Annotated in this window: 19 protein-coding genes; 3 read left to right on the forward strand and 16 right to left on the reverse strand. The window is 42.5% G+C overall.

Features of this window, described 5'->3' with window-relative positions:
* Positions 1 to 45: 45 nt before the first annotated feature.
* From G631_RS0102175 to G631_RS0102225, 11 genes are all read right to left on the reverse strand, one after another.
* Positions 46 to 2109, reverse strand: a complete 2064-nt coding sequence (locus G631_RS0102175; RefSeq protein ID WP_026488049.1) for an oxidoreductase — start codon at positions 2107 to 2109, stop codon at positions 46 to 48.
* A 36-nt stretch (positions 2110 to 2145) separates the two neighbouring features.
* Positions 2146 to 2865 (reverse strand): hypothetical protein, encoded by a 720-nt coding sequence (locus G631_RS0102180; RefSeq protein WP_026488050.1) that lies wholly within the window; start codon positions 2863 to 2865, stop codon positions 2146 to 2148.
* Positions 2866 to 2911: 46 nt separating this feature from the next.
* Positions 2912 to 3079, reverse strand: a complete 168-nt coding sequence (locus G631_RS20860; RefSeq protein ID WP_155833857.1) for a hypothetical protein — start codon at positions 3077 to 3079, stop codon at positions 2912 to 2914.
* Positions 3080 to 3105: 26 nt separating this feature from the next.
* Entirely contained in the window at positions 3106 to 3900 is a 795-nt protein-coding gene (locus tag G631_RS0102190) for an acyl-CoA dehydratase activase (RefSeq protein ID WP_026488051.1), read from the reverse strand.
* Between the two features lie 93 nt (positions 3901 to 3993).
* A complete protein-coding gene (locus G631_RS0102195) occupies positions 3994 to 5769 on the reverse strand; it encodes a 2-hydroxyacyl-CoA dehydratase family protein (protein ID WP_242829046.1) in 1776 nt (591 codons plus the stop codon).
* On the reverse strand, positions 5769 to 6965 hold the full coding sequence (locus tag G631_RS0102200) for a 2-hydroxyacyl-CoA dehydratase family protein (protein ID WP_026488053.1): 1197 nt from the start codon (positions 6963 to 6965) through the stop codon (positions 5769 to 5771). The genes G631_RS0102195 and G631_RS0102200 overlap by 1 nt, the downstream gene beginning before the upstream one ends.
* 44 nt (positions 6966 to 7009) lie before the next feature.
* A complete protein-coding gene (locus G631_RS0102205; protein WP_026488054.1) occupies positions 7010 to 7771 on the reverse strand; it encodes an ATP-binding protein in 762 nt (253 codons plus the stop codon).
* Positions 7772 to 7794: 23 nt separating this feature from the next.
* Positions 7795 to 8139, reverse strand: coding sequence for a hypothetical protein (locus G631_RS17710; protein ID WP_035789109.1), 345 nt, complete (start codon positions 8137 to 8139; stop codon positions 7795 to 7797).
* A 22-nt stretch (positions 8140 to 8161) separates the two neighbouring features.
* Positions 8162 to 8389: a hypothetical protein gene (locus tag G631_RS0102215; RefSeq protein WP_026488055.1), complete on the reverse strand. Its 228-nt coding sequence runs from the start codon at positions 8387 to 8389 to the stop codon at positions 8162 to 8164.
* 23 nt (positions 8390 to 8412) lie between these two features.
* The gene (locus G631_RS0102220) at positions 8413 to 10104 is read right to left on the reverse strand and encodes a 2-hydroxyacyl-CoA dehydratase family protein (protein WP_026488056.1); all 1692 of its coding nucleotides are present in this window, start codon (positions 10102 to 10104) and stop codon (positions 8413 to 8415) included.
* A complete protein-coding gene (locus tag G631_RS0102225) occupies positions 10101 to 11303 on the reverse strand; it encodes a 2-hydroxyacyl-CoA dehydratase family protein (RefSeq protein WP_026488057.1) in 1203 nt (400 codons plus the stop codon). Before G631_RS0102225 ends, G631_RS0102220 begins: the two co-directional genes overlap by 4 nt.
* Positions 11304 to 11557: 254 nt before the next feature.
* On the opposite strand from G631_RS0102225, the gene G631_RS0102230 reads away from it, so the two are divergent.
* Complete coding sequence (locus G631_RS0102230; RefSeq protein WP_035789112.1) at positions 11558 to 11806, forward strand: GlsB/YeaQ/YmgE family stress response membrane protein; 249 nt, start codon at positions 11558 to 11560, stop codon at positions 11804 to 11806.
* A gap of 63 nt (positions 11807 to 11869) precedes the next feature.
* On the opposite strand, the gene G631_RS0102235 is transcribed toward G631_RS0102230, so the two are convergent.
* The 4 genes from G631_RS0102235 to G631_RS0102250 all read right to left on the reverse strand — a co-directional run bounded on the left by G631_RS0102235 (position 11870) and on the right by G631_RS0102250 (position 16011).
* Positions 11870 to 12055, reverse strand: a complete 186-nt coding sequence (locus G631_RS0102235) for a CooT family nickel-binding protein (RefSeq protein ID WP_026488059.1) — start codon at positions 12053 to 12055, stop codon at positions 11870 to 11872.
* Positions 12056 to 12133: 78 nt separating this feature from the next.
* Positions 12134 to 13561 (reverse strand): rhamnulokinase, encoded by a 1428-nt coding sequence (gene rhaB / locus G631_RS0102240; RefSeq protein ID WP_026488060.1) that lies wholly within the window; start codon positions 13559 to 13561, stop codon positions 12134 to 12136.
* Between the two features lie 245 nt (positions 13562 to 13806).
* Positions 13807 to 14655, reverse strand: a complete 849-nt coding sequence (rhaD, locus tag G631_RS0102245; protein ID WP_026488061.1) for a rhamnulose-1-phosphate aldolase — start codon at positions 14653 to 14655, stop codon at positions 13807 to 13809.
* Positions 14656 to 14760: 105 nt separating this feature from the next.
* Positions 14761 to 16011, reverse strand: coding sequence for an L-rhamnose isomerase (locus G631_RS0102250; protein WP_026488062.1), 1251 nt, complete (start codon positions 16009 to 16011; stop codon positions 14761 to 14763).
* 218 nt (positions 16012 to 16229) lie between these two features.
* Between G631_RS0102250 and G631_RS0102255 the strand changes: the two genes are divergently transcribed.
* Both G631_RS0102255 and G631_RS0102260 read left to right on the forward strand, forming a co-directional pair.
* Entirely contained in the window at positions 16230 to 17114 is an 885-nt protein-coding gene (locus tag G631_RS0102255; protein ID WP_026488063.1) for an aldose 1-epimerase family protein, read from the forward strand.
* Positions 17115 to 17167: 53 nt separating this feature from the next.
* Positions 17168 to 18154 carry an AraC family transcriptional regulator gene (locus G631_RS0102260; RefSeq protein ID WP_026488064.1) on the forward strand — a complete coding sequence of 329 codons (987 nt, stop codon included), beginning with the start codon at positions 17168 to 17170 and terminating at the stop codon, positions 18152 to 18154.
* 717 nt (positions 18155 to 18871) lie between these two features.
* On the opposite strand, the gene G631_RS0102265 is transcribed toward G631_RS0102260, so the two are convergent.
* Positions 18872 to 19753 carry a YitT family protein gene (locus tag G631_RS0102265; RefSeq protein ID WP_051196728.1) on the reverse strand — a complete coding sequence of 294 codons (882 nt, stop codon included), beginning with the start codon at positions 19751 to 19753 and terminating at the stop codon, positions 18872 to 18874.
* Positions 19754 to 19853 lie beyond the last annotated feature (100 nt).

Genomic DNA, 19853 nt, shown 5'->3' on the forward strand with positions numbered 1-19853 from the left:
TTACAGGATAGAAAGACTAGGCGTCTTCTATCCGATTACATATTATCAAATCTTCATGGCAATGTCCCATGCGCCCCAAACTGCGCTTCTTACATTGCCAACCTTCTTGCAGTCGCCAAGGAGGTGAACGTTCTTGGCAGGCTGGATAAGAGGTGTTGCGTGGTAGCCAACGGACATGATAACAGAATCTGCAGGAAGAGTTACGCTTCTTCCATCTCCTGCGTTTATAACTACGCTGTCTTCTGTAATCTTGACTACGCCAGCCTTAAGGTAAACTGGCACTTTGTTGGTCTTAAAGCAGTCGCGAAGGTAACTTGTATTAGCAAGGCACATGTTCTTGACTGAAATAAGGTCATCCTTCATCTCAACAATCTGAGGGTTCTTGCCCTTTCTAAAGAGGTCAAGAGCAATCTCGCAGCCTGTAAGGCCACCGCCGATGATTACAACATTTTTACCAACTTCTTTCTTCTCAAGCAGGTAATCTGTGGCATCCATAGCGTACTCAGCTGCACCAGGAATCGGGATATGGTTGGCCTCCGCTCCTGTAGCGATGATGTACTCATCTGCCTGAGGAAGGCTGTCAGCCTTGATCTCAGTGTTCATGTGAACCTCAACGCCAAGCTTACGAAGCTGTTTCTTCTGCCACTCGATGAGCTCTTTATCTTTTTCCTTGAACTCAGGAGCAGCGGCTGCAATAAATACACCGCCAAGCTCGGATGTCTTCTCATAAAGAACTGGCTCGTGTCCGCGAAGGGCAAGGATTCTTGCTGCCTCCATTCCACCGATACCACCACCGATGATAGCAACTCTCTTTGGCTCCTTGGTAGGAACAACCTTATATTTCTTACTCTGCATGCTGCGAGGGTTAACTGCGCATTTGCACATTCCGGCAGACTCAGAAAGGTCCTGATCGTTGGCACTATTGCCATGTTTAGTCAGGTTAAAGCAAGCTGTATGACAGCAGATACAAGGACGAATATCGTCCTCTCTGCCTCTCTCAATCTTGGCAACCCACTTAGGATCAGCAAGGAACTGTCTGCCAACAGCCATAGCATCAATATCGCCCTTCTTTATGGCTGCTGCGCCAACTGTAGGCTCCATCTTACCTGCACATACTACAGGTATATCTACAAACTTCTTGATATGGCTAACATCCTCAAGGTTACAGTTCTGAGGCATATACTGTGGTGGATGTGCCCAGTACCATGCGTCATAGGTTCCGTTATCGCAGTTGAGCATGTCATAGCCAGCATCCTGAAGGTATTTAGCAGCCTTCTCTGACTCTTCCATATCACGTCCGATTTCTTCAAAGTCCTCACCAGGCATAGCGCCGTACTGGAAAGCCTTTGTCATGGAACGAACTGAGTAACGCAGAGAAACAGGAAAATCCTTTCCACACTTTTTCTTGATCTCCTGAACAATTTCTACTGCAAAACGGTATCTGTTCTCAAAAGAGCCGCCGTATTCGTCAGTTCTGTGGTTTGTATAGCCAAGTGTAAACTGGTCAAGAAGGTATCCTTCATGAACAGCGTGAACCTCTATACCGTCAACGCCAGCTTCCTTGCAAAGTCTTGCAGTCTCGCCAAAAGCATAGATGATATCATGGATTTCATCTACAGTCAGAGGTCTTGTCATTACATCATCAGCCCATCTGTTAGGAAGAACTGATGGAGCTGCTGTAAGGTATTCAGGATCGATGTAAGGCTTGGCCACAGCTCCCAGCTTCTTGTTCTGAATAAGCATTTTAAGAGGCTCAGTCAGGGCAAAAGACCTTCCAAATCCAGCAGTAAGCTGTACGAACATCTTGGCCCCTGTTTCATGTACCTGATCCATAAATCCTGCAAGCTGCTTGAACTTGCCTGGATTCTGATATAACCACTTTCCTCCCAGCATATCTTTTACCGGTGCAATTCCAGGTATTACAAGACCGCAGTCGTGCTTGGCAATCTTGAGAAGGAGCCTAGCTGCTTCTTTATCGAAGTGGCTTCCGCCTGGTTCCATCCAGCCAAAGATACAGGTTCCACCCATAGGAGCCAGCACAATCCTGTTCTTGATCTCAAGATTGCCTACCTTCCAGGGTGTAAATAATGCTTCATATTCCTGTTTCAAAATATAACCCCCTTTTTACTTCTTCATAATATGGTATTACTTCTTTTTCTTCCCCAGATGCAGTTCCTTCATACCGTCCACTTCGTCACACACAGACTTCATTGAGCAATGCCCGCAGTCTGTTGGCATTCCATCCAGAATGTGCGTGAGAGTCTTTGTAATAGTAGAAGTCTTTTCTGCGTTTGGAACAAGACTCTTTACAATTTCCTTGTCTGTGATAAAGATCACGCGAACATGCTTAACCTCAGGAAGCTGTTTGTATTTCTTTATATATAGGGAACCAACCTTGGCAAAAGAGATACCTCCTGCCAAAGCTTCCTTGCTGATCCTTATCTGCTCCTGGTTACTACTAGCTGATACTCTTACCATGTAACCCTTAGGGAAAACGTGATATCTCACAAACTCAAGATTTCTAATAGAAGAAAAAGCCTTCTCAGTATCTTTATCTTCCTGAAGATCTTCCGTTTCCAGAATAACGATTCTGGCAAAGCCGCAGCCGCCCCTAATTTCACTAATATCAGAGCCATAAACAAGTACTTCATCCTCTGTAACAATTCCTGAAGTAGTAACAAGCGTATAATTTACTGAAGGATTTCCTTCTGCGCCAAGTTCCTTGGCTGCGTCCCTCTGCATGATAAACTCGCTGCTACCATTATCCTTCCAGGAAGCGCCATCGTATGAGTAACGTTTTACACTCACATTTCCATTTGAAAGAGTACTCATGGTATCTGATATTATATTGTCATATAGTTTCATATTTCTAAATCCTTGTTATCTAAACTTCTCTCTACGTCCCATCACATCAGAATTTAAGATCCTGTTTTTTGCGATTGAAAATCTTGTTTACGAAAGTGTAAAACCAGGCCATCAGCTTCTGATCAAGATTCCAGAAATAGATAACAAATAAAACGCCTGTGACAATTGTCAGCACCTTTATTATTTTTCCGATTATTTTAAGCGCCTTGTCCATGCATTTATCCTTTCTCTATAAACTAATTACTTAGCAAGACCTTTCTGTCTTGCATACTCTGCTGCACCAAGAGCTCCCATAAGCTGAGGATCTGTTGAAAGATTTACAACCTTGAGCTTAAGAACCTGCTCGATAGCAGCCTTAAGGCCTTCATTCTTGGCACATCCACCTGTAAGAGTGATAGAATCTGTAGCACCAGCCTTCTTGGACATTACAAAGCATCTCTTTGCAACAGCCATTTCGATACCAGCTGCGATCTCATCCATAGGCTTACCTTCACCAACAAGTGTGATAACCTCAGACTCAGCAAATACAGTACACTGAGCTGTGATAGGAATAACGTTCTTGGCCTTAAGAGAAAGCTTTGAGAAGTCCTCGAGACTCATTTCAAATGATCTTGCCATAGCTTCAAAGAATCTACCTGTTCCAGCAGCACACTTATCATTCATGGCAAAATTCTTAACTGTTCCGTCTGTATCAATAGCAATACCCTTAACGTCCTGTCCACCGATATCGATGATAGCCTTTACGCTAGGATTTGTTACATGTACGCCCATCGCATGACATGAAATCTCAGAAATATTCTCATCAGCAAAAGGAACCTTGTTACGTCCATAACCTGTACCAATAAGGTATGTAAGGTCCTTTGAACTGTTAAGATCAGGAACCTGGCTACATACTTCCTTCATAGCCATTTCTGCTGACTCCTGAGCAATGATCTTACTCTTAAGAGTTGTATTGGCAACCATCTTGCCAGTCTCGTCAATAATTACTGCCTTTGTGTAGGTTGATCCTACATCACATCCACCAAAATACTTCATTTTTCTATATCCCTCTCTTCCAATTTTTTCTATTGTATTGGTTATATACGCATGACTTTGCTTTGCATCCGTCATACTACAGCCATCCCTAAATCACCACGACGTGTCATCCTCAAAATCCACCAGTGACGGATCTACAGGCTCTGCCTTCATAACTGTTCTCATGAATTCGTTAACAGAGGCACGCATGTCTTTTCTTGAAACTGTTCTTGGATCCATAAGGTCGTGGCTGCACCATAAGAGTTTGATGCCACGCTCTCTTGCCTGATCCTCAAAAAGTCCCTGAACTGTTGCCATGTTCTTGCAGGATACGTGCTGATACATAAGAACAAAATCTACGTTCCAGGCTTCGCACTGTCTCCAGAGCTCTGTTACAACGTGGTCATAACCACCGTTTGTATGTCTTCTCATGACCATTCGCTCATAAAGTCTTGCAAGGTCCTTAAGTGCCTCTTCTTTATTCTCTGTTTCCAGTGGCTTTGTGAAATTAAGTGACTCCATTTCTACCAGGATATCTACGCCCCAGCAGTTAGCCATCCAGTTAGAGAAGTTTGCATAGTAGTGAGCTGGTATAGACCAAACAATTGCTCTGTACTTCATCTTGCCGCGCCAAGGTTCATCCTTGCACTCGTAAGCTTTTTTCATGAGCTTATCTACATTGTAGAAGGTCTTGATGATTCTTGGGTCAAGTCCTCCATCCATCTCATAGTTCCATTTTCTAAAGAGCTCGTAACATGGACCAATGAGCTGAGGATGATCGGTCTGGTTGATTTCCCACTTTTCAAGCTCGTATTTAGTCTCGGTGTTAAAGCGCTTCATGGCTGCAAAATATGCATCCCAGTTCCACTTAGCACCTGTGTTGTCTTCAATAAACTTAATGCAGCCCTTTATATCTTTTACCGCTGCATCCATTATGGACTCATCCTCATATCTTACAGGGAATGCCAGATGATATGTAGGAAGATCCTTGAACCTTCGTCCTGTATAGGAAGAAGCCATTACTGAGCCATCGCAGGGCATTGAGCTTGAAATAAAACAGGCGCCCATATGAGGAAGAGCATCTATGACTGCTGCACCACACTCAGATGATGGAACAGGGCAGGTGTCTGACGGAAGTCCATAGGACTCGACTGCATCAATATATGGCATACATGCCAGCTGATCGATTTCTGACAAAAGAAATACCGGCATCAGCTGATAAGGAATACCAATAAGATCAGGGAAACCAGCCATGATCTGTGACATTGTCATCTCATCAAAAAGAACTATCTTCTTGGAAAGTTCCTTGGAATTACCAACCTTCTCATCTGACTTCATAAGAAGTACAAGATTCTCCGCAACATATCTGAATATTGCATAGATGAGTTCGTGGTGCATCTTAAGAGCTCTGCCACGAAGTCCCATTGTGTTCTTGTCCATAAAGGAGTGGCAGCAAAAATATGAAACCATCCATCTGTAATGAACTGTTCCCATAAGGGCTGGAACAAGGTCCTTACTAAAGGTTGCAAGAAGCATTGCCCACATCTTGCCCCATTCATAGAAGTCTACTCCAGTGTCCTTGACACCTCTCCACTCTCTTCTGACAGTTGCCATCTTGCCGTTGGCATAGAGCTTACCAAGCTGCTTTTCACCATTGAGAACAAGGTCCTTGACTTCATCAGGGCTCATCTTCTTTAAAAGATCAAGTTCATGAGAAAGTCTCTTCTGAATACCCTTAGCATCCTTTTTGGCTGACTTTGCTACTTCGCTCCAGTCTGTCTCTTTTACAATATCTCCTACAATGCCAGCTATTTCCTTTAAATTGGCTGCCTGGGCCTTCCAGTCGATATTGTCCTTTAATCTAAAATTCTTGGGATCAATGTATTTCATCACATTACCTCCCTTTTACTTCTGATTTTCTTGATCTCCAAAGCCTCTACAAAGGCCTGGAATCTGGTACGCAGCTGACCTGAATTATGAACATTATAGGATCTGTCGATTGAAAGGGTAGGCCAGCCATACTCTTCAGTCATGATATGGCTTGCAAGAGGTCTTTCAAAGGCCCAGAAGTCACAGTACTTCATCTGTTCGTAGATGATACCGTCAGCCTTAAACTCTTTTGCCAGCTTATCTACAGTTTCCTTTCTCTGAAGAACCTTCTCTTCTGCCATATATCTAGGGCATTCAGAGGTGAGCATATAGTGTCTTGCAATCTGTCTTACTATATCTTCATGGTCATTTAGCTTTATCTCTTCTCTTCCAGGGAATGATCCATAGCAGAATCTGTCTGCCACTATCATTGCTCCGCTCTCCTCAAGAAGCCTTGAGAAGTTAAGGTCATCAATCTCTGACCCAACTACAAGAACTCTTGCTCTGAACTTGTTCTTGTCATCAGGCTTTCTTGTTTTTATTTCTTCAAGAGTCTCTTTCAGATATGGAAGAATCTTGGCTGTAGGACAGCAATAGCTTGCAAGACAGATAACGTGGAACTCATAGCCTGTTATCCTTGGGTTTTCTTCCTTTCTGAAGTTTCCAATTTCTGTGATCACACGGCACATTTCATTGTGAAGCTCAACAGCCTTTCTGATAGCCTCATCTGAAACGTCAGTTCCGAGCTTTTCGTGCATCACAGCAAGGAGTCTCTCTCTCATCTGTATTGCCACCTGGTCAAAGTTATACTCTTCAACCTTGTATGGTACATCAGTGTGAGTAACAAAAAAGTGTGGCTTTTCATTACATTTAAGGATTTCCAGGTGCTCATAGCATCTGTTCATTGCTGAGCAGGCATCAACTCCGGCAATTCCATCAAGAAAACCGTAGCCACCCTCAATACCGTTCTCCAAAAGAGATCTGGCGAACTCACAAGTGTAGTTGGACATGTAGTAAGTTGAAATATCTATGGAACCTACTCTGGGAGCTCTCATCCTTACAGAAAAGCAGTTATCCAGGTTAAGGAGAACTTCAGGCATATGATAACAGGTATAACCAATAGCATACTTACCTTCATCCTGTGCTTCCTTAATAAGTGGATTAGACGCATCCTCAAGCCACTTTTCAAAGGTGATCATGTGCTTTAAATCTTGCACTTGTAATACCTTCCTTTCTTTTTATTTTTCTTAGAAATATTGCTTTAAATAACTTCCAGGTTCTTAAGGGCCTCTTTTGCACCCTTTAGGATGATGGTATCAGAAGGAAGTTCAAAGACGCTGTTACCTTCGATGTCGTTTTCTGTCATAGCATCGTCCTGCTTTATGACTGAAATCACTGGAACGCCTCCAATTTCCTCACCCTCGATTTTTTCTGGAAGTGGTGCTCTGTTTACGATAAGACCAATCTTGTCATACATAACAAGTTCATCTGCAACGTTTTTAATTGTCTCAATGATCTGAAGGCCTTTACGGCTCTGATCTGATACGCAGATAAGGTGAGTAACTTTTTCAAGAACTCTTCTGTTTATCTGCTCAATTCCAGCCTCGCCGTCAATTACTACATAATCAAAATCATCTACAAGCATTTCGATAACTTTGCGAAGATAGGTATTGATAGCGCAGTAGCAGCCTGCTGACTCAGGTCTTCCGATAGCAAGAAATGCAAATCCGTTTTTCTCAACCATTGTGTCATATAGCTGATATTTGGCTTCTGCAAGGATGTCCTGGGTGTCTTTAAGCTTGCCAGTCACATCCTCTGCTACCTTTTTTCTGATCTCATCAAGTGTAAGCTCAGGCTTAACACCTAGTGCAACTGACAGTCCTACAGCTGGATCTGCGTCAATTGCCAGTATCTTTTTGTCCGGATATTCTTCCGTAAGTATGCGCACGATAGAGGCAGAAAGAGAAGTCTTACCTACTCCGCCCTTACCTGTAAGCGCTATTATCTTTGTATCTTTTCCCATTAAAAAAACCTAATACCTTATATTTACTTTAATTTTGTAAGGACCTCTGCAAGAAGGTCATTGCCCTGGTCATAAAAGCGCATAGCTTCGTGAACCTTCTCTGAAAGCTCAGCCTTGCCCTGATCTGCAAGAGCATGTGCCACACCATGTAATTCCTCTGTATGGTGCACATTGTGCTGATGCATATGATCAAGAAGTGCCTTTAATTTCTCAGGAGAATCTATCGAGCCGTGCTCATGGTGATGATCATGCTGTTCATGCTCGTGAGCGCCATCGCATTCGTGATCGTGGGTATAACTATGCTCGTGTTCATGCTCATGGCCATCATGTTCATGAGTATGTGTGTATGTATGTGTGTGCTCTGACATAGCAACCTCTCAAAATAATGTTTTAGTAAATCTCTGTATATTCTCTTGGCTCAAGAATATCTTTTTTCATGTATGGAATCTTTGTGTTGTCTTCGCGTTTCATATTGTCGAATCTCTTTACCATAAATGGCTCCCAGATGTAGTACATGAACTTGCCATCAAGATCCCAATAAAAAACAACAAATAAAATGCCGTATATTACTGCACAGATTCCAAAAAGCTTCTTTAAGAATCTTAAAAATCCTTTCATCTTATTATCCTTTCCTAAAAAAATTACCAGCTCTTATCGTCGTCGAATTCAACCAGTGTTGGATCAAGTGGCTCCTCATGCATTACTGTTGTCATGTAGTCGTTTATGATCTTTCTGATTTCTTTTCTTGATACAGTTCTCTTATCAGGAAGAGCATGTGGAACCCAGATAGCATGAATGTTACGTTTTCTGAACTCATCCTCGAATACGCCGTGGATTCCCTGCATTCCCTTACACTGAAGCTGGTCATACATGATTACCATGTCACAGTTAAAGCGTTCCATGTAATCAAACAGTGAAAGAATATGCTCATGTCCGCCTACTGCCATTGCTCTCATAGGAGCCTTTTCATTCATCCAGGACAGATCTTCAAGAGCATTCTCATAAGTATCTGTTCTAAGATACTGGTCAAACATAAGTGAATCCATGTTGATGACGCAGTTGATACCCCAGCAGTTGTAAGCCCACGTACACCAGTGTGAATAGTAAAGAGGTGCGCAGCTCCATGCGATAGCACGGTGTCTTGTCTTAGGGAAGGTCTCAATCTTGTTCTTGACTGTTTTGTTCATTATCTTCCTAACGTGCTCATCCATCTCATGCCAGATTGGTCTGTCACCGTCCTGTGAATAGTAGATACGGTAAAGAGCCTGTGCTACGCCGCTAATAGGATAATATGGAGTATTGGCTGCAACGTCCCATTTTTCCCATTCAAACTCTGTAAGCTTGTTAAATGACTGTGCAGTCTTGACATAAGTATCCCAGTCAAATTTAACGCCGTACTGGTCTTCTATGAACTTCCAGCACTGCTCGATTTCTTTCTGATGATTCTTCTGAACAAGAGGATCATCATATCTCATAGGCTGAGGAAGTGCATAAAGAGGACGATCAAGGAACCAGTCCTGTAAAACACTAGTAGCAACTGATCCATCGCAAGCCTCGTTGGTAGTAACCATTGCAGGCGCAAAATCAGGATAATCGTCATGAACAAAAAGTCCATATTCAGCCTGGCACATAGGACATGGATCTGAAGGAAGTCCTATGGACTGAGCTGCATCAATATAGTTAAGAACTGTATGGCTGTTTACGTGAACTGATACAAAGTATGGGATCATCTCAAGAGGGATGTCCTCAAGCTGTCCTCTGAATGGATAGAAGAAGCTTCCTCCAACAGTCTCGTTGTGGGCAATGTTCTTGTCGTAGTGCTTGCCCTCTTTGCCGCCATGCATCTTCTTGTCAGCAATAAACATTTCCTGGAACTGACGAATGGTCTCACTTACCATTCCGCGATAATGCCAGGCAGAAGCCTTCATAGCCTCTCCGCGCATACCTTCCATACCTCTGTCAAACCAGTGCATAACAGTAAGATATGTCTGTCCCATCCAGCGATATCTCATGGTTCCCTTTGCAAAATCAATAAGTCCCATTGGGCCATCGCCGTATTTGATGATATCTGTCACCATGTGAGCGTAGTTATAAAGCCATACCATGTTAAAGTAATACATTGTATCTGGAAGGCCTCTCCACTCACGGTGTTTGTAAAGACCTGTATCTCCAACATAAAGATCTCCAAGTCTTCTCTCTTCGTGAGGCTTACCATACCAGAAGTCTCTGGCCATTTTCTTTATGTCTTTTGGCTTGTTCTTATCTTCAGGAGCCTTCTCCACAACAAAAAGCTCTCTGTATTTGGCCTTAATATCTTTCATATTAAGCTTCATGCTGTTACTCCCTTCTGCGCATTCTGAATGTGCTTAAGCTCTATACTCTCAACAAAGGCCTGGAATCTGGTACGAAGCTGTCCAACGGCATTGTTGACATACTCTTTTTCTATAGAACATACTGGAATACCAAAATCTCTTGGGAAGATAAGGGTGTCGATAGTACGCTCATAGCTCCAGTACTCGCAGAACTTCATCTGTGAAATAATGATTCCGTCTGCCTTGTACTCTTTTACAATATCAGCAAGATGCTGTTTGCGCTCTCTCATGATATGCTGATCCATAAATCTTGGGCACTGGCTGGTCTCAAGGTAATGACGGGCAATTGCGCGAAGTGGTGTCTCGCCCTCTCTTACAACAATCTCCTCTCTTCCAGGAAGTGAGCCGTAGCAGTGTCTGTCAGCCACAACCAGAGCTCCGCACTCTTCGATGAGTTTGATGAAGTTTGGATCATCCTCTTCTGACCCTGCAAGAACTACCTTACACCTGTAGGTCTTCTTGTCATCAGGTTTTCTGGTCTTGAGCTGCTCAGCAATATCGCGGAGCTTATCAATGATCAAATACTTAGGACAAACAAGCGTAGCAAGCTGGATTATAGAGAACTCAGTACCTGTGATAGTTGGTTCATCAAGCTTTCTGTAGCTTCCAATCTCAGTTATGAGTCTGCAGATTTCATTGTGCTCTTTAATTGCCTTTAAAAGAGCTTCATCACTTGTATCAATTCCAAAGTGTTCCTTGAGTTTATCAAGGACATGAGCCTTAAGCTGAGTCTCAAAGTGGTCTATTGAATTGTCATTTTTCTTGAATGGAACATCTGTGAATTCACAGAAGAAATCAGGATTCTGAATGATATCCATCAGCTGTAAATGCTCCTGGAAACGGCACGTAACAGTGCAGGTTTCTGTAGCCATTTCAGCGTCAAGGAAATTAAAGCCTCCTTCTAAGGCTCTCTCCAAAAGACATCTTCCGTACATACAGGTACGGTTGGTCATATAATATGTAGCCATGTCTGGTGAAGTACTGCGAGGTGCACGAAGACGACAAGATACGCAACCAGGTAAATCAAGTAAAACTTCTGGCATGAAGTAACATGTATAGCCTAAAACACGCTTACCGTCTGCCTTGGCCTGACGAATAAGCGCATTATTTGCTTCCTGTAATAGGTCCTCGAGCTCAAAGATATGCACGAGATCTTTCATATGAAATTCTCCCCCCATCAATATTTTTGTTAGACTTTGTGTATTTTTTGTGTTCTGCCTTACACACTCCATATAATAGCACAAATCCTCTGAAACTTTAACCTAATTTTTATTTATTTTTTGTTACATTTTTTGTAAAAAATATCAAGGATTCTGTAGCGATTTTTGCAGGCCTAAAAAGGAACTATGATTACATCATCTGAGTATTATGGTATACTCATTTTTATGAAAAAAGAAAGAAAGGGGAAAGCAAAATGATAAATGGAATGGGCCTTATAACAGGACTTATTATCGGTGCTCTTGCAGGATGGCTTGCAGGAAAATTCATGAACAATAAAGGTGGTCTTTTAAAGAACATCATTCTTGGTGTTATTGGTGGTTTCGTAGGAAATCTCGTTCTTGGACTTGTAGGCATCCACGGAAGCGGCATTATTGGAAACCTTATTGTTGGTGTTATCGGTTCCTGCATTGTAATCTTTGCAGGACGCGCTCTGCTAAAATAACTGTAAGAAAAAGATCCTGAAGTATAGCTTTTTTAGCTTTACTTCAGGATTTTTTATTTTACATCATTTGCAGTCAATCTTAAGGACTGCGCCTGTAAGGTCTGCAAAGGTCAAACTCCCTCTTACAACCTTCTTTTCACCCATGAGATCAACAAGCGTTATCAATTCCCCATCTATAGAAAGTGATTGAACATACTCCATCAAAATCTCATCCGGATTGTCCGCTCTTACTGCTGTTGAAAGACACATTTGTGCTACCTCCCAGTATCATAAGATTGATATATGCATTGCCCATAACCTTCTCTATCTCGGACCTTGCCACCTATATCATTTATATTCTACCACACCAAAGGAGTCAAAGACACACTTCCTGAAATCATTCAGGTCAAAAAATATTCCATCAGCAAGCATTTGTGCTCCGATGTTACCAATTGCTGTAGCTTCGCCTGGTCCTGCATAAACGCGTCTTTTTGTTTCTGCAGCTGTTAATTTATTGAGGTAAACAGCATTTGACCCGCCGCCAACAATGTTGATGCTGTCAAAGTGTTTGCCTGTAATTTTTTCTATTTCCTCAGTAGCCTCTTTGTAGCACACAGCAAGACTTCTATAAATTACTCTAGCAAGTTCCCAGGGAGTTTGTGGAACCTGCTGGCCTGATTCCTGGCAGGCCTTCTGGACCTCTTTTACCATAGAATCAGGATTAAGGAATCTTCCATCATTAGCAGGAACAACAGAATCTATTGTCTCGAGAGATGCTCTGTCACAGAGACTTGCAAAAGAGAAGTCTTCATTCCCGGTCTTTCCTTCAAAATCATAGCCTTCTTCAAATTCTTTTTTAACTGACTGGATCATCCAAAGTCCCATGATGTTTTTAAGGAATCTGTATCTGTGCTGGTAGCCACCTTCATTAGTAAAGTTGGCTTTCCTTGCTTCCTGAGTACAATTAGCCTCTTCCAGCTCGCACCCCATAAGTGACCAGGTTCCTGAAGAAATATACAGCGTATTATCTCCTGTAGCCGGGACACTCATTACAGCTGAGCCTGTGTCGTGAGTTGCAGGAAGGACCACTTTGCAGCTATATCCCACCTTGGCCTCAATTTCTTTTTTTATAGCTCCTACTATTGTTCCAGGCATAGAAAGCTCTCCAAAAAGCTCATCAGGATACCCCAGTTTATTTATAAGTTCATGATCCCAGTCGCAGGTCTTGGCATTTAAAAGCTGAGTCGTAGAAGCATTTGTGTACTCCTGCTTGCGAACACCTGTCAAAAGAAAATGGAAATAGTCAGGAACCATCAAAAATGTTCTTGCTTTCTCAAGCTTTTCAGGGTTTCTTGCCTTGGTTGACATGAGCTGATAGATAGTATTAAAGATAGCCTTCTGAATACCAGTCCTTGAATAAAGATCTTCCTCAGAAATAATCTTATATACCTCGTTATCCATACCCTCTGTTCTGCCATCTCTATAGGCAATGCAATCACCGATCTTCTGGTCATCCTTATCAAGTAGAACATAGTCAACACCCCAGGTATCAATTCCCATGGTAGCAGGTATCTTTCCAAGTTCTTTACACTTCTTCATTCCCTCAAGGATTTCAGAAAAGAGCCTGTCTGTATCCCATACCTGGTGTCCATCCTTTTGATCCATTCCATTGTAAAAACGGTACACTTCTTCAAGAACTATCTTGCCCTCCTCCATATGTGCAAGGATATGTCGGCCGGAAGAAGCGCCTATATCAACTGCTAGGTAATATTTCATTTTTATTTCCCCCAGGAAGTCGCTAAGCCAGTTTTTCTGTTTCGAAATGTGCATCCATCTGACTCGGCGATGCTACCCATTCCAATGTGCCCAGAACATGTATCGCTACGTGCATAGGCACTTACGATACATTGGTCACATTTCCATAGCATCGAACTCGTCAGCTTGGATGCACACTTTCTCAACAGAAGTATTATTCTCAGCGACTGTCTATGAATAAATACAATTTTTTCTATGTGTTTCGATCAATACTCACCAATAACGTCAGACTTCTTGTCGTACAGGAAGTCCTCTGAGATGTTTACACCAAATGGTGCATTGAGGGCACGGAAATCATCTGGCTGTATTGTCTGTCTCTTTTTATCTGTCATGGACATTACCTTAACAAGGATCTCTGCAGCCTTTTCTACTGTATGCATAAGACCAAATGTGATATCAAAGTCTGTTCCGCAGGCAAACATTCCGTGATGAGCCCAGATAGCAACATCCTGTCTCTTCATGATCTCTGATGTGGCAACAGCAATCTCTTTTCCTCCTGGGACCATCCAAGGCACAATGCCGATTCCCTCAGGAAATACGATTGGACACTCTGTAGCCATCTCCCAGATTTCTCTTGTAAACACCTTGCCATCAAGAGGAAGCACAAAGGTAAGAGCAATTGTGTTAGCCGGGTGACAGTGATATACGACGCGGATCTGAGGATCACGCTTTTTGCAAACTTCGAGGTTCATAAGGTGTGAAGGAAGCTCAGATGTCGGTCTTCCGCCCTCTACAAGACCCCAAACGATCTTGTAGTTCTCACCCTTATCATCAACCTTGATAATACAAACATTGGCTGCTGGATCTATCTCTACATTTCTAAAATATTTGCCAGAGCCTGTAACCATGAAATATTCGCCTGCAAGATCTGTGACTGTTGTACCAATCTCCTTCCACTCGCCTGACTCATCAAGGTCATCCTGTACAGATGAAATTTCTTCCTCCTTGATTCTATAGCTTAAGTTTCCGCCGTTTCTCTCGTGCCATCCCTGATAAAAGCCGTCAACACAGAGGCGGCAGAATCCCTTTGCAAATTTAGCATCTAATACTTTCATTTCCTACTTCTCCTTACATATATAAGTGTAGCATTTCTTGCCATCACTTATCTTTTTGCTAATTAATTCTATTGCATTTTATTGGTCTGTCCTTTTATGGTACTATTAGCCACGCTTTGACAGAACATCCTTCTCATACTGAGCGCAATCAGCAAACCAGTCGCCTTCAAGTGCTACACCGTTCTTTTCGCAGTAGTAATCCCATACATCGCCAAAAGGCATCATCTTGAGCTGCTCGTTAAGTGACATAAGCTCTGTGAAGTTGCATGAATCCTGAAGCTGTGTAAGCTTATCCATTGGCTGGAGTTCAGCATACATGAGAGCCTTAAGGAAGTTTCTCATTCCATTTGTCCAAGCAGAGATTCTGTTGATGCTGGCATCAAAGTAATCCATACCGATGTAGAATCTGTCAGCGCCGTTTCTTACGATTTCCTGTGCAAGATCTCTTGCATCATCATTGAAGATCACAACATGATCTGAATCCCAGCGAACAGGACGTGATACATGAAGAGCCATCTTGTCATTGAAAAGAAGCATTGAAGATAACTTATCTGCAACGTTCTCTGTTGGATGGAAGTGGCCTGTATCGATAAGGCACATAATTCCCTTCTGCGCAGCATAGTTCATATAAAACTCATGGCTTCCTACAGTGTAGGATTCTTCACCGATACCAAACACCTTGGACTCAACAGCCACAGCAACCTTGCTCTTGTCATAGTCAATAGAAAGAATCTGATCAAGAGAGTCCTTGAGTCTTGCTCTTGGAGCCTTTCTGTCACCAGGAATATCCTTAAGTCCATCAGGAATCCAGATATTCATCATACAAGTCTGACCTGTCTGTTCAGCCAGGTACTCGGAAATTCTGATGCAGGCCTGTCCATGTCTGATCCAGAACTGTCTGATTTCCTCGTCTGCAGATGAAAGTGTTGCCACCTCTGACTTGGGATGGCTAAAGTATGTTGGGTTGAAGTCAATGCCGAGTCCTCTTTCCTTGGCATACTCAGCCCATCTCTTAAAGTGTTCAGGCTTAAGCTCATCTCTGTCAGCCCACTGTCCATCTTCAAAAATTGCATAGGAAGCATGAAGATTTATCTTGTGCTTACCTGGTACATATGAAAAAGTCTTGTCCATATCAGCCATAAGCTCCTCTGGAGTTGTAGCCTTGTATGGATAGTTTCCTGTTGTCTGAATTCCGCCTGTAAGAGGTCCCTTCTGATCGAAACCAATTACATCATCCCCCTGCCAGCAGTGCATTGAAAGCTTGATCTTTGAAAGTGCATCAAGTGCCTTGTCTGTATCAACTCCAATTTTCGCATAGCGCGCTTTCGCATCTTCGTATCTTTCTGTAACTGTCATTGTTTTCCCCTTTCATGATGGCTATGAAGACGATACCGCGTACACATAGCCGCTTAAAATATTTACAACCAGTATTTTGCTTATATATTTACCTTACACTCCAGCTCTTATACTGATAAGGTCGAAAAAAAACAAATTTTACGTCCTTTCTTGCAATGCCATAAAAATACAATTATCATAGAGAGGCACAGATATTTGCATAAAAAGGAGCTAATAAAATGGAATACATTGAAAATGATTTTTTGAAAATTGCAGTTTCTGACCACGGTGCTGAGCTTAGCAGCATTTATGATAAGAAGAGAGAAAAAGAGCTATTATGGCAGGCAGATCCAGCATTTTGGAACAGGCATGCGCCAATTCTTTTCCCATTTGTAGGAAATGTTTATAACAACGAATACAGATACAATGGTAAGACCTACCACATGTCCTCTCACGGCTTTGCAAGAGACATGGACTTTGAATTTGCAGGTAAGACTTCTGACAGCATCAGTTTCAAATTAAAGGCAACGAACCAGACACTTGAAAAGTATCCCTTTGACTTTGAACTCGTAGTAACTCACAAGCTAATAGCAAACAGCATAAGCGTTATCTGGGAAGTTAATAACTCTTCTGAAAATGAGCCTATGTTCTATTCAATAGGAGGTCACCCTGCCTTTAGATGCCCTATTAATGATAACGAGAAAAGAACTGACTATAAGGTTAAGTTCAAGGATAAAAATGAACTAAGCTACGTTCTTATTATCCAGGAAACAAGAGAAGTTGATCATGAAAATCCTACTGTTCTTCCTCTTAAGGACGGTTACCTTGATATTACAGAGCACATTTTTGACAAGGATGCCCTTATCTTTGACGACAATCAAGTAAGAGAAGTAAGCCTGTGCACGCCAGATGGAAAGCCATATATAACCATGAATTGTGAAGAATTTCCATCCTTTGGGCTTTGGTCCAAGCCTTCTTCCGAAGCTCATTACGTATGTCTTGAGCCTTGGATTGGCCGTTGTGACAACAAAGGCTTTAGAGGTGAGCTTTCTGAAAAATATGGTGTTCAGCGCCTTGAAGCGTGCTCATCCAGAACCATCTCCTACAAGATTACAGTAGATTGAGAATATATTAGGCAACTAAGTACATACTATAGACGTAGGTAAAATAGCAAGACATGAATCAGAAAATCCTAGACATCCTAAGTACAATTACAGATGAAGAAAAAGCCATATTAAGCGGAGAACCCTATATCAACCGTGAGCTCTATTACAGTGGTCAAAAGAAAGATGGCTCTGGCGATGAGATTGACTCAGCCAGGGTCCTTGCAGATGGCAAGCTGATAGACATGCGTCCCCATGTGCGTTTCGTCCACTTTCCTCTCCACACCCACAACTATGTAGAATTTATCTATATGTGTCAGGGGGAGACTGTCCATATCATTGACGGCCAGCGCATTACACTCAAAAAGGGCGATCTTCTCTTCATGAATCAGCACGCCAGACAGGAAATCCTCCCTGCAGGAGAAAATGATTTAGCTGTAAACTTCATGATCCTTCCTGATTTTTTTGGGACTCCATTTTCCATGCTAGAGCACGAAGATAGTGCTCTCAAGGATTTCCTTGTAAGCTGCCTGACCAAAAAAGACATCGGGGGCAATTTTTTGTACTTTAATGTTTCCGGAATCACACAGATTCAGAACCTTATGGAGAATCTAATCTGCAATATGATAGACGAAAAGAGTTCCAGGGGCAGTGATTACAAGATGATAAATCAGGTGACGATGGGGCTTCTTTTCTTAAACCTGTTGCAGCACACTGATACAATCCGCGTATCAAGGCGTTCCTACGAGCAGGAGGTCATGTTCAGGATTTTGCGCTATATAGATGATGAGTACAAAGATGCAAGCCTTGGCTCTTTTGCAAAAGATATCGGTGAAGACGAATACACCCTTAGCCGCATCATCAAGAAAGCCACCGGCAGCACCTTCAAAGAGCTTCTCCAGAACAAGCGCCTGAACAAGGCCTGCGAGCTACTAAAAAACACCGACATATCTATTGCAGATATATCGGTGCTCATAGGTTATGACAACACAAGCTTCTTCCACCGCCTCTTCAGGCGCAAATACGACTGCAGCCCCCGCGACTATCGCATCAGAGGCTAATAAGCTGTCGCACACCATTTTCAGTCACTGCATAACCGCCCCCTCCCCTCCGAGTAATTGTGTACGCTCATTCAGAAAGTTTTTTTCGTCGGTTTCAGTTCGGATATTCATGGACTTCTGGAAGGGGCATAAGAATTCTACGGTTCAAAACTCGCGCCAGGGCAGCGCTTGCGAAGCGTCCAGTTTCCTATGCGAGTCTTAGATGGCAAATGCCATTTTCTAATGTTTCCACAGCAGTTTTTCCCGCGCGTGCGAAGCGTTGTCTGAAGCAGGACGGAAAAAACTTAACTTCATATGAAAATGCCATTTGGCGCACCGCGCCATAAAGAAATGAGGAATCAATTTCTCCAAGCTAGCTTGAGAGAATTGATTCCCCATTTCTTATAACGCCCGCTCTGCGGGCTATGGCATTTTCTATTGTAATATTACTTTCCGTCCTGCAAGTTTACGCTGCAGCATGCGCATTGAAAGAAAAACTGCGGAAACATCTAAGAAAATCTGCATTTGTCAGTGACGAGCACTACGGAAACTGGCGTGAGTAAAAAGCTGCCCCTTGGCGCTCAGACATGTTGAACCGAAGCAGAATTCTTATGCCCCTCCAGAAGTCTCATGAATCCCTCCTCCTTACGCAGACGAAAAAAACTTCCATGAATATCGCTCCCCACTTACTCGGAGGGGAGGGGGATATTAATGTACTGAAAATGGTGACAAACGGATTTAGTCGCGGGGTTTCATGTAGAAGTTGCCCATGACTTCTTCTGTGCGGATGGAGTTTACGAAAGCCTTTGGATCGATCTCTTTTATCAGAGGGATGAGCTTTCTGGTGTCGGCCGCGCTTACAATTGAATATACAATTTTCTTGTTGTTGTGGCCGTAGGAGCCCTCACCATCTATCAGGGTCGCACCATGACTAGACTGGGCATATATAAGCTTGCAGACTTCATCAGGATACTCCGTGATGATAAATAAAGTTCTCTGCTGATAGGTTCTGTATAGAACATGCAGTGTCTGAGTTGATACATACTGGAAAATCATTGAATAAAGAGCCTTGTCCCATCCAAACAAAAGACCCGCTATCGTCAAAAGAACTACATTTCCCGCAAGGATTATTGGGAACGCATCAATTCCCTTTTTCTGTGATAAAAAGATAGAAATGAAATCTGTACCGCCACTGGTCGCATCTACGTCCAGACACATTGTAATAGCAACTGCATTGACAATACCACCAAATACAGCAATCAGAAGCGGATCATGTGTAACAGAATAAATAGGAAGCATATCGACAAACACACCGTTTGCCAGAACCATCACAAGCGAAAACAAAGTAAACTTGGTTCCAATAAATCTAAAACCTATATAGATAGGAATAGCATTCAGGATCAAACTAACCGGAGTATATGGAATATTGATACCAAAAAACTTAGAAGCCACTCTTATGATGATAATCGTAAGCCCCTGCGCTCCACCTGGATAAAGTCCCCCTGCGTTAATAAAGGTCTGGATATTCATGGCCATAAGGAATGCCGCAAGCAGCACCACTATCAAACGGATGAGATCCTTTTTAAGAGTAAATACGATCTTTTTTTGTCTCTCTGACATACTACTAATTCCCCACTATACTTAATAAATATGCAACACTTTTTCACCTCAAAGCGAAAAAGCAAATCTCATTCTATCACGAACTTATCACATAAGGAAG

Source organism: Butyrivibrio sp. XBB1001 (assembly GCF_000424505.1).
Taxonomy (GTDB): domain Bacteria; phylum Bacillota; class Clostridia; order Lachnospirales; family Lachnospiraceae; genus Butyrivibrio.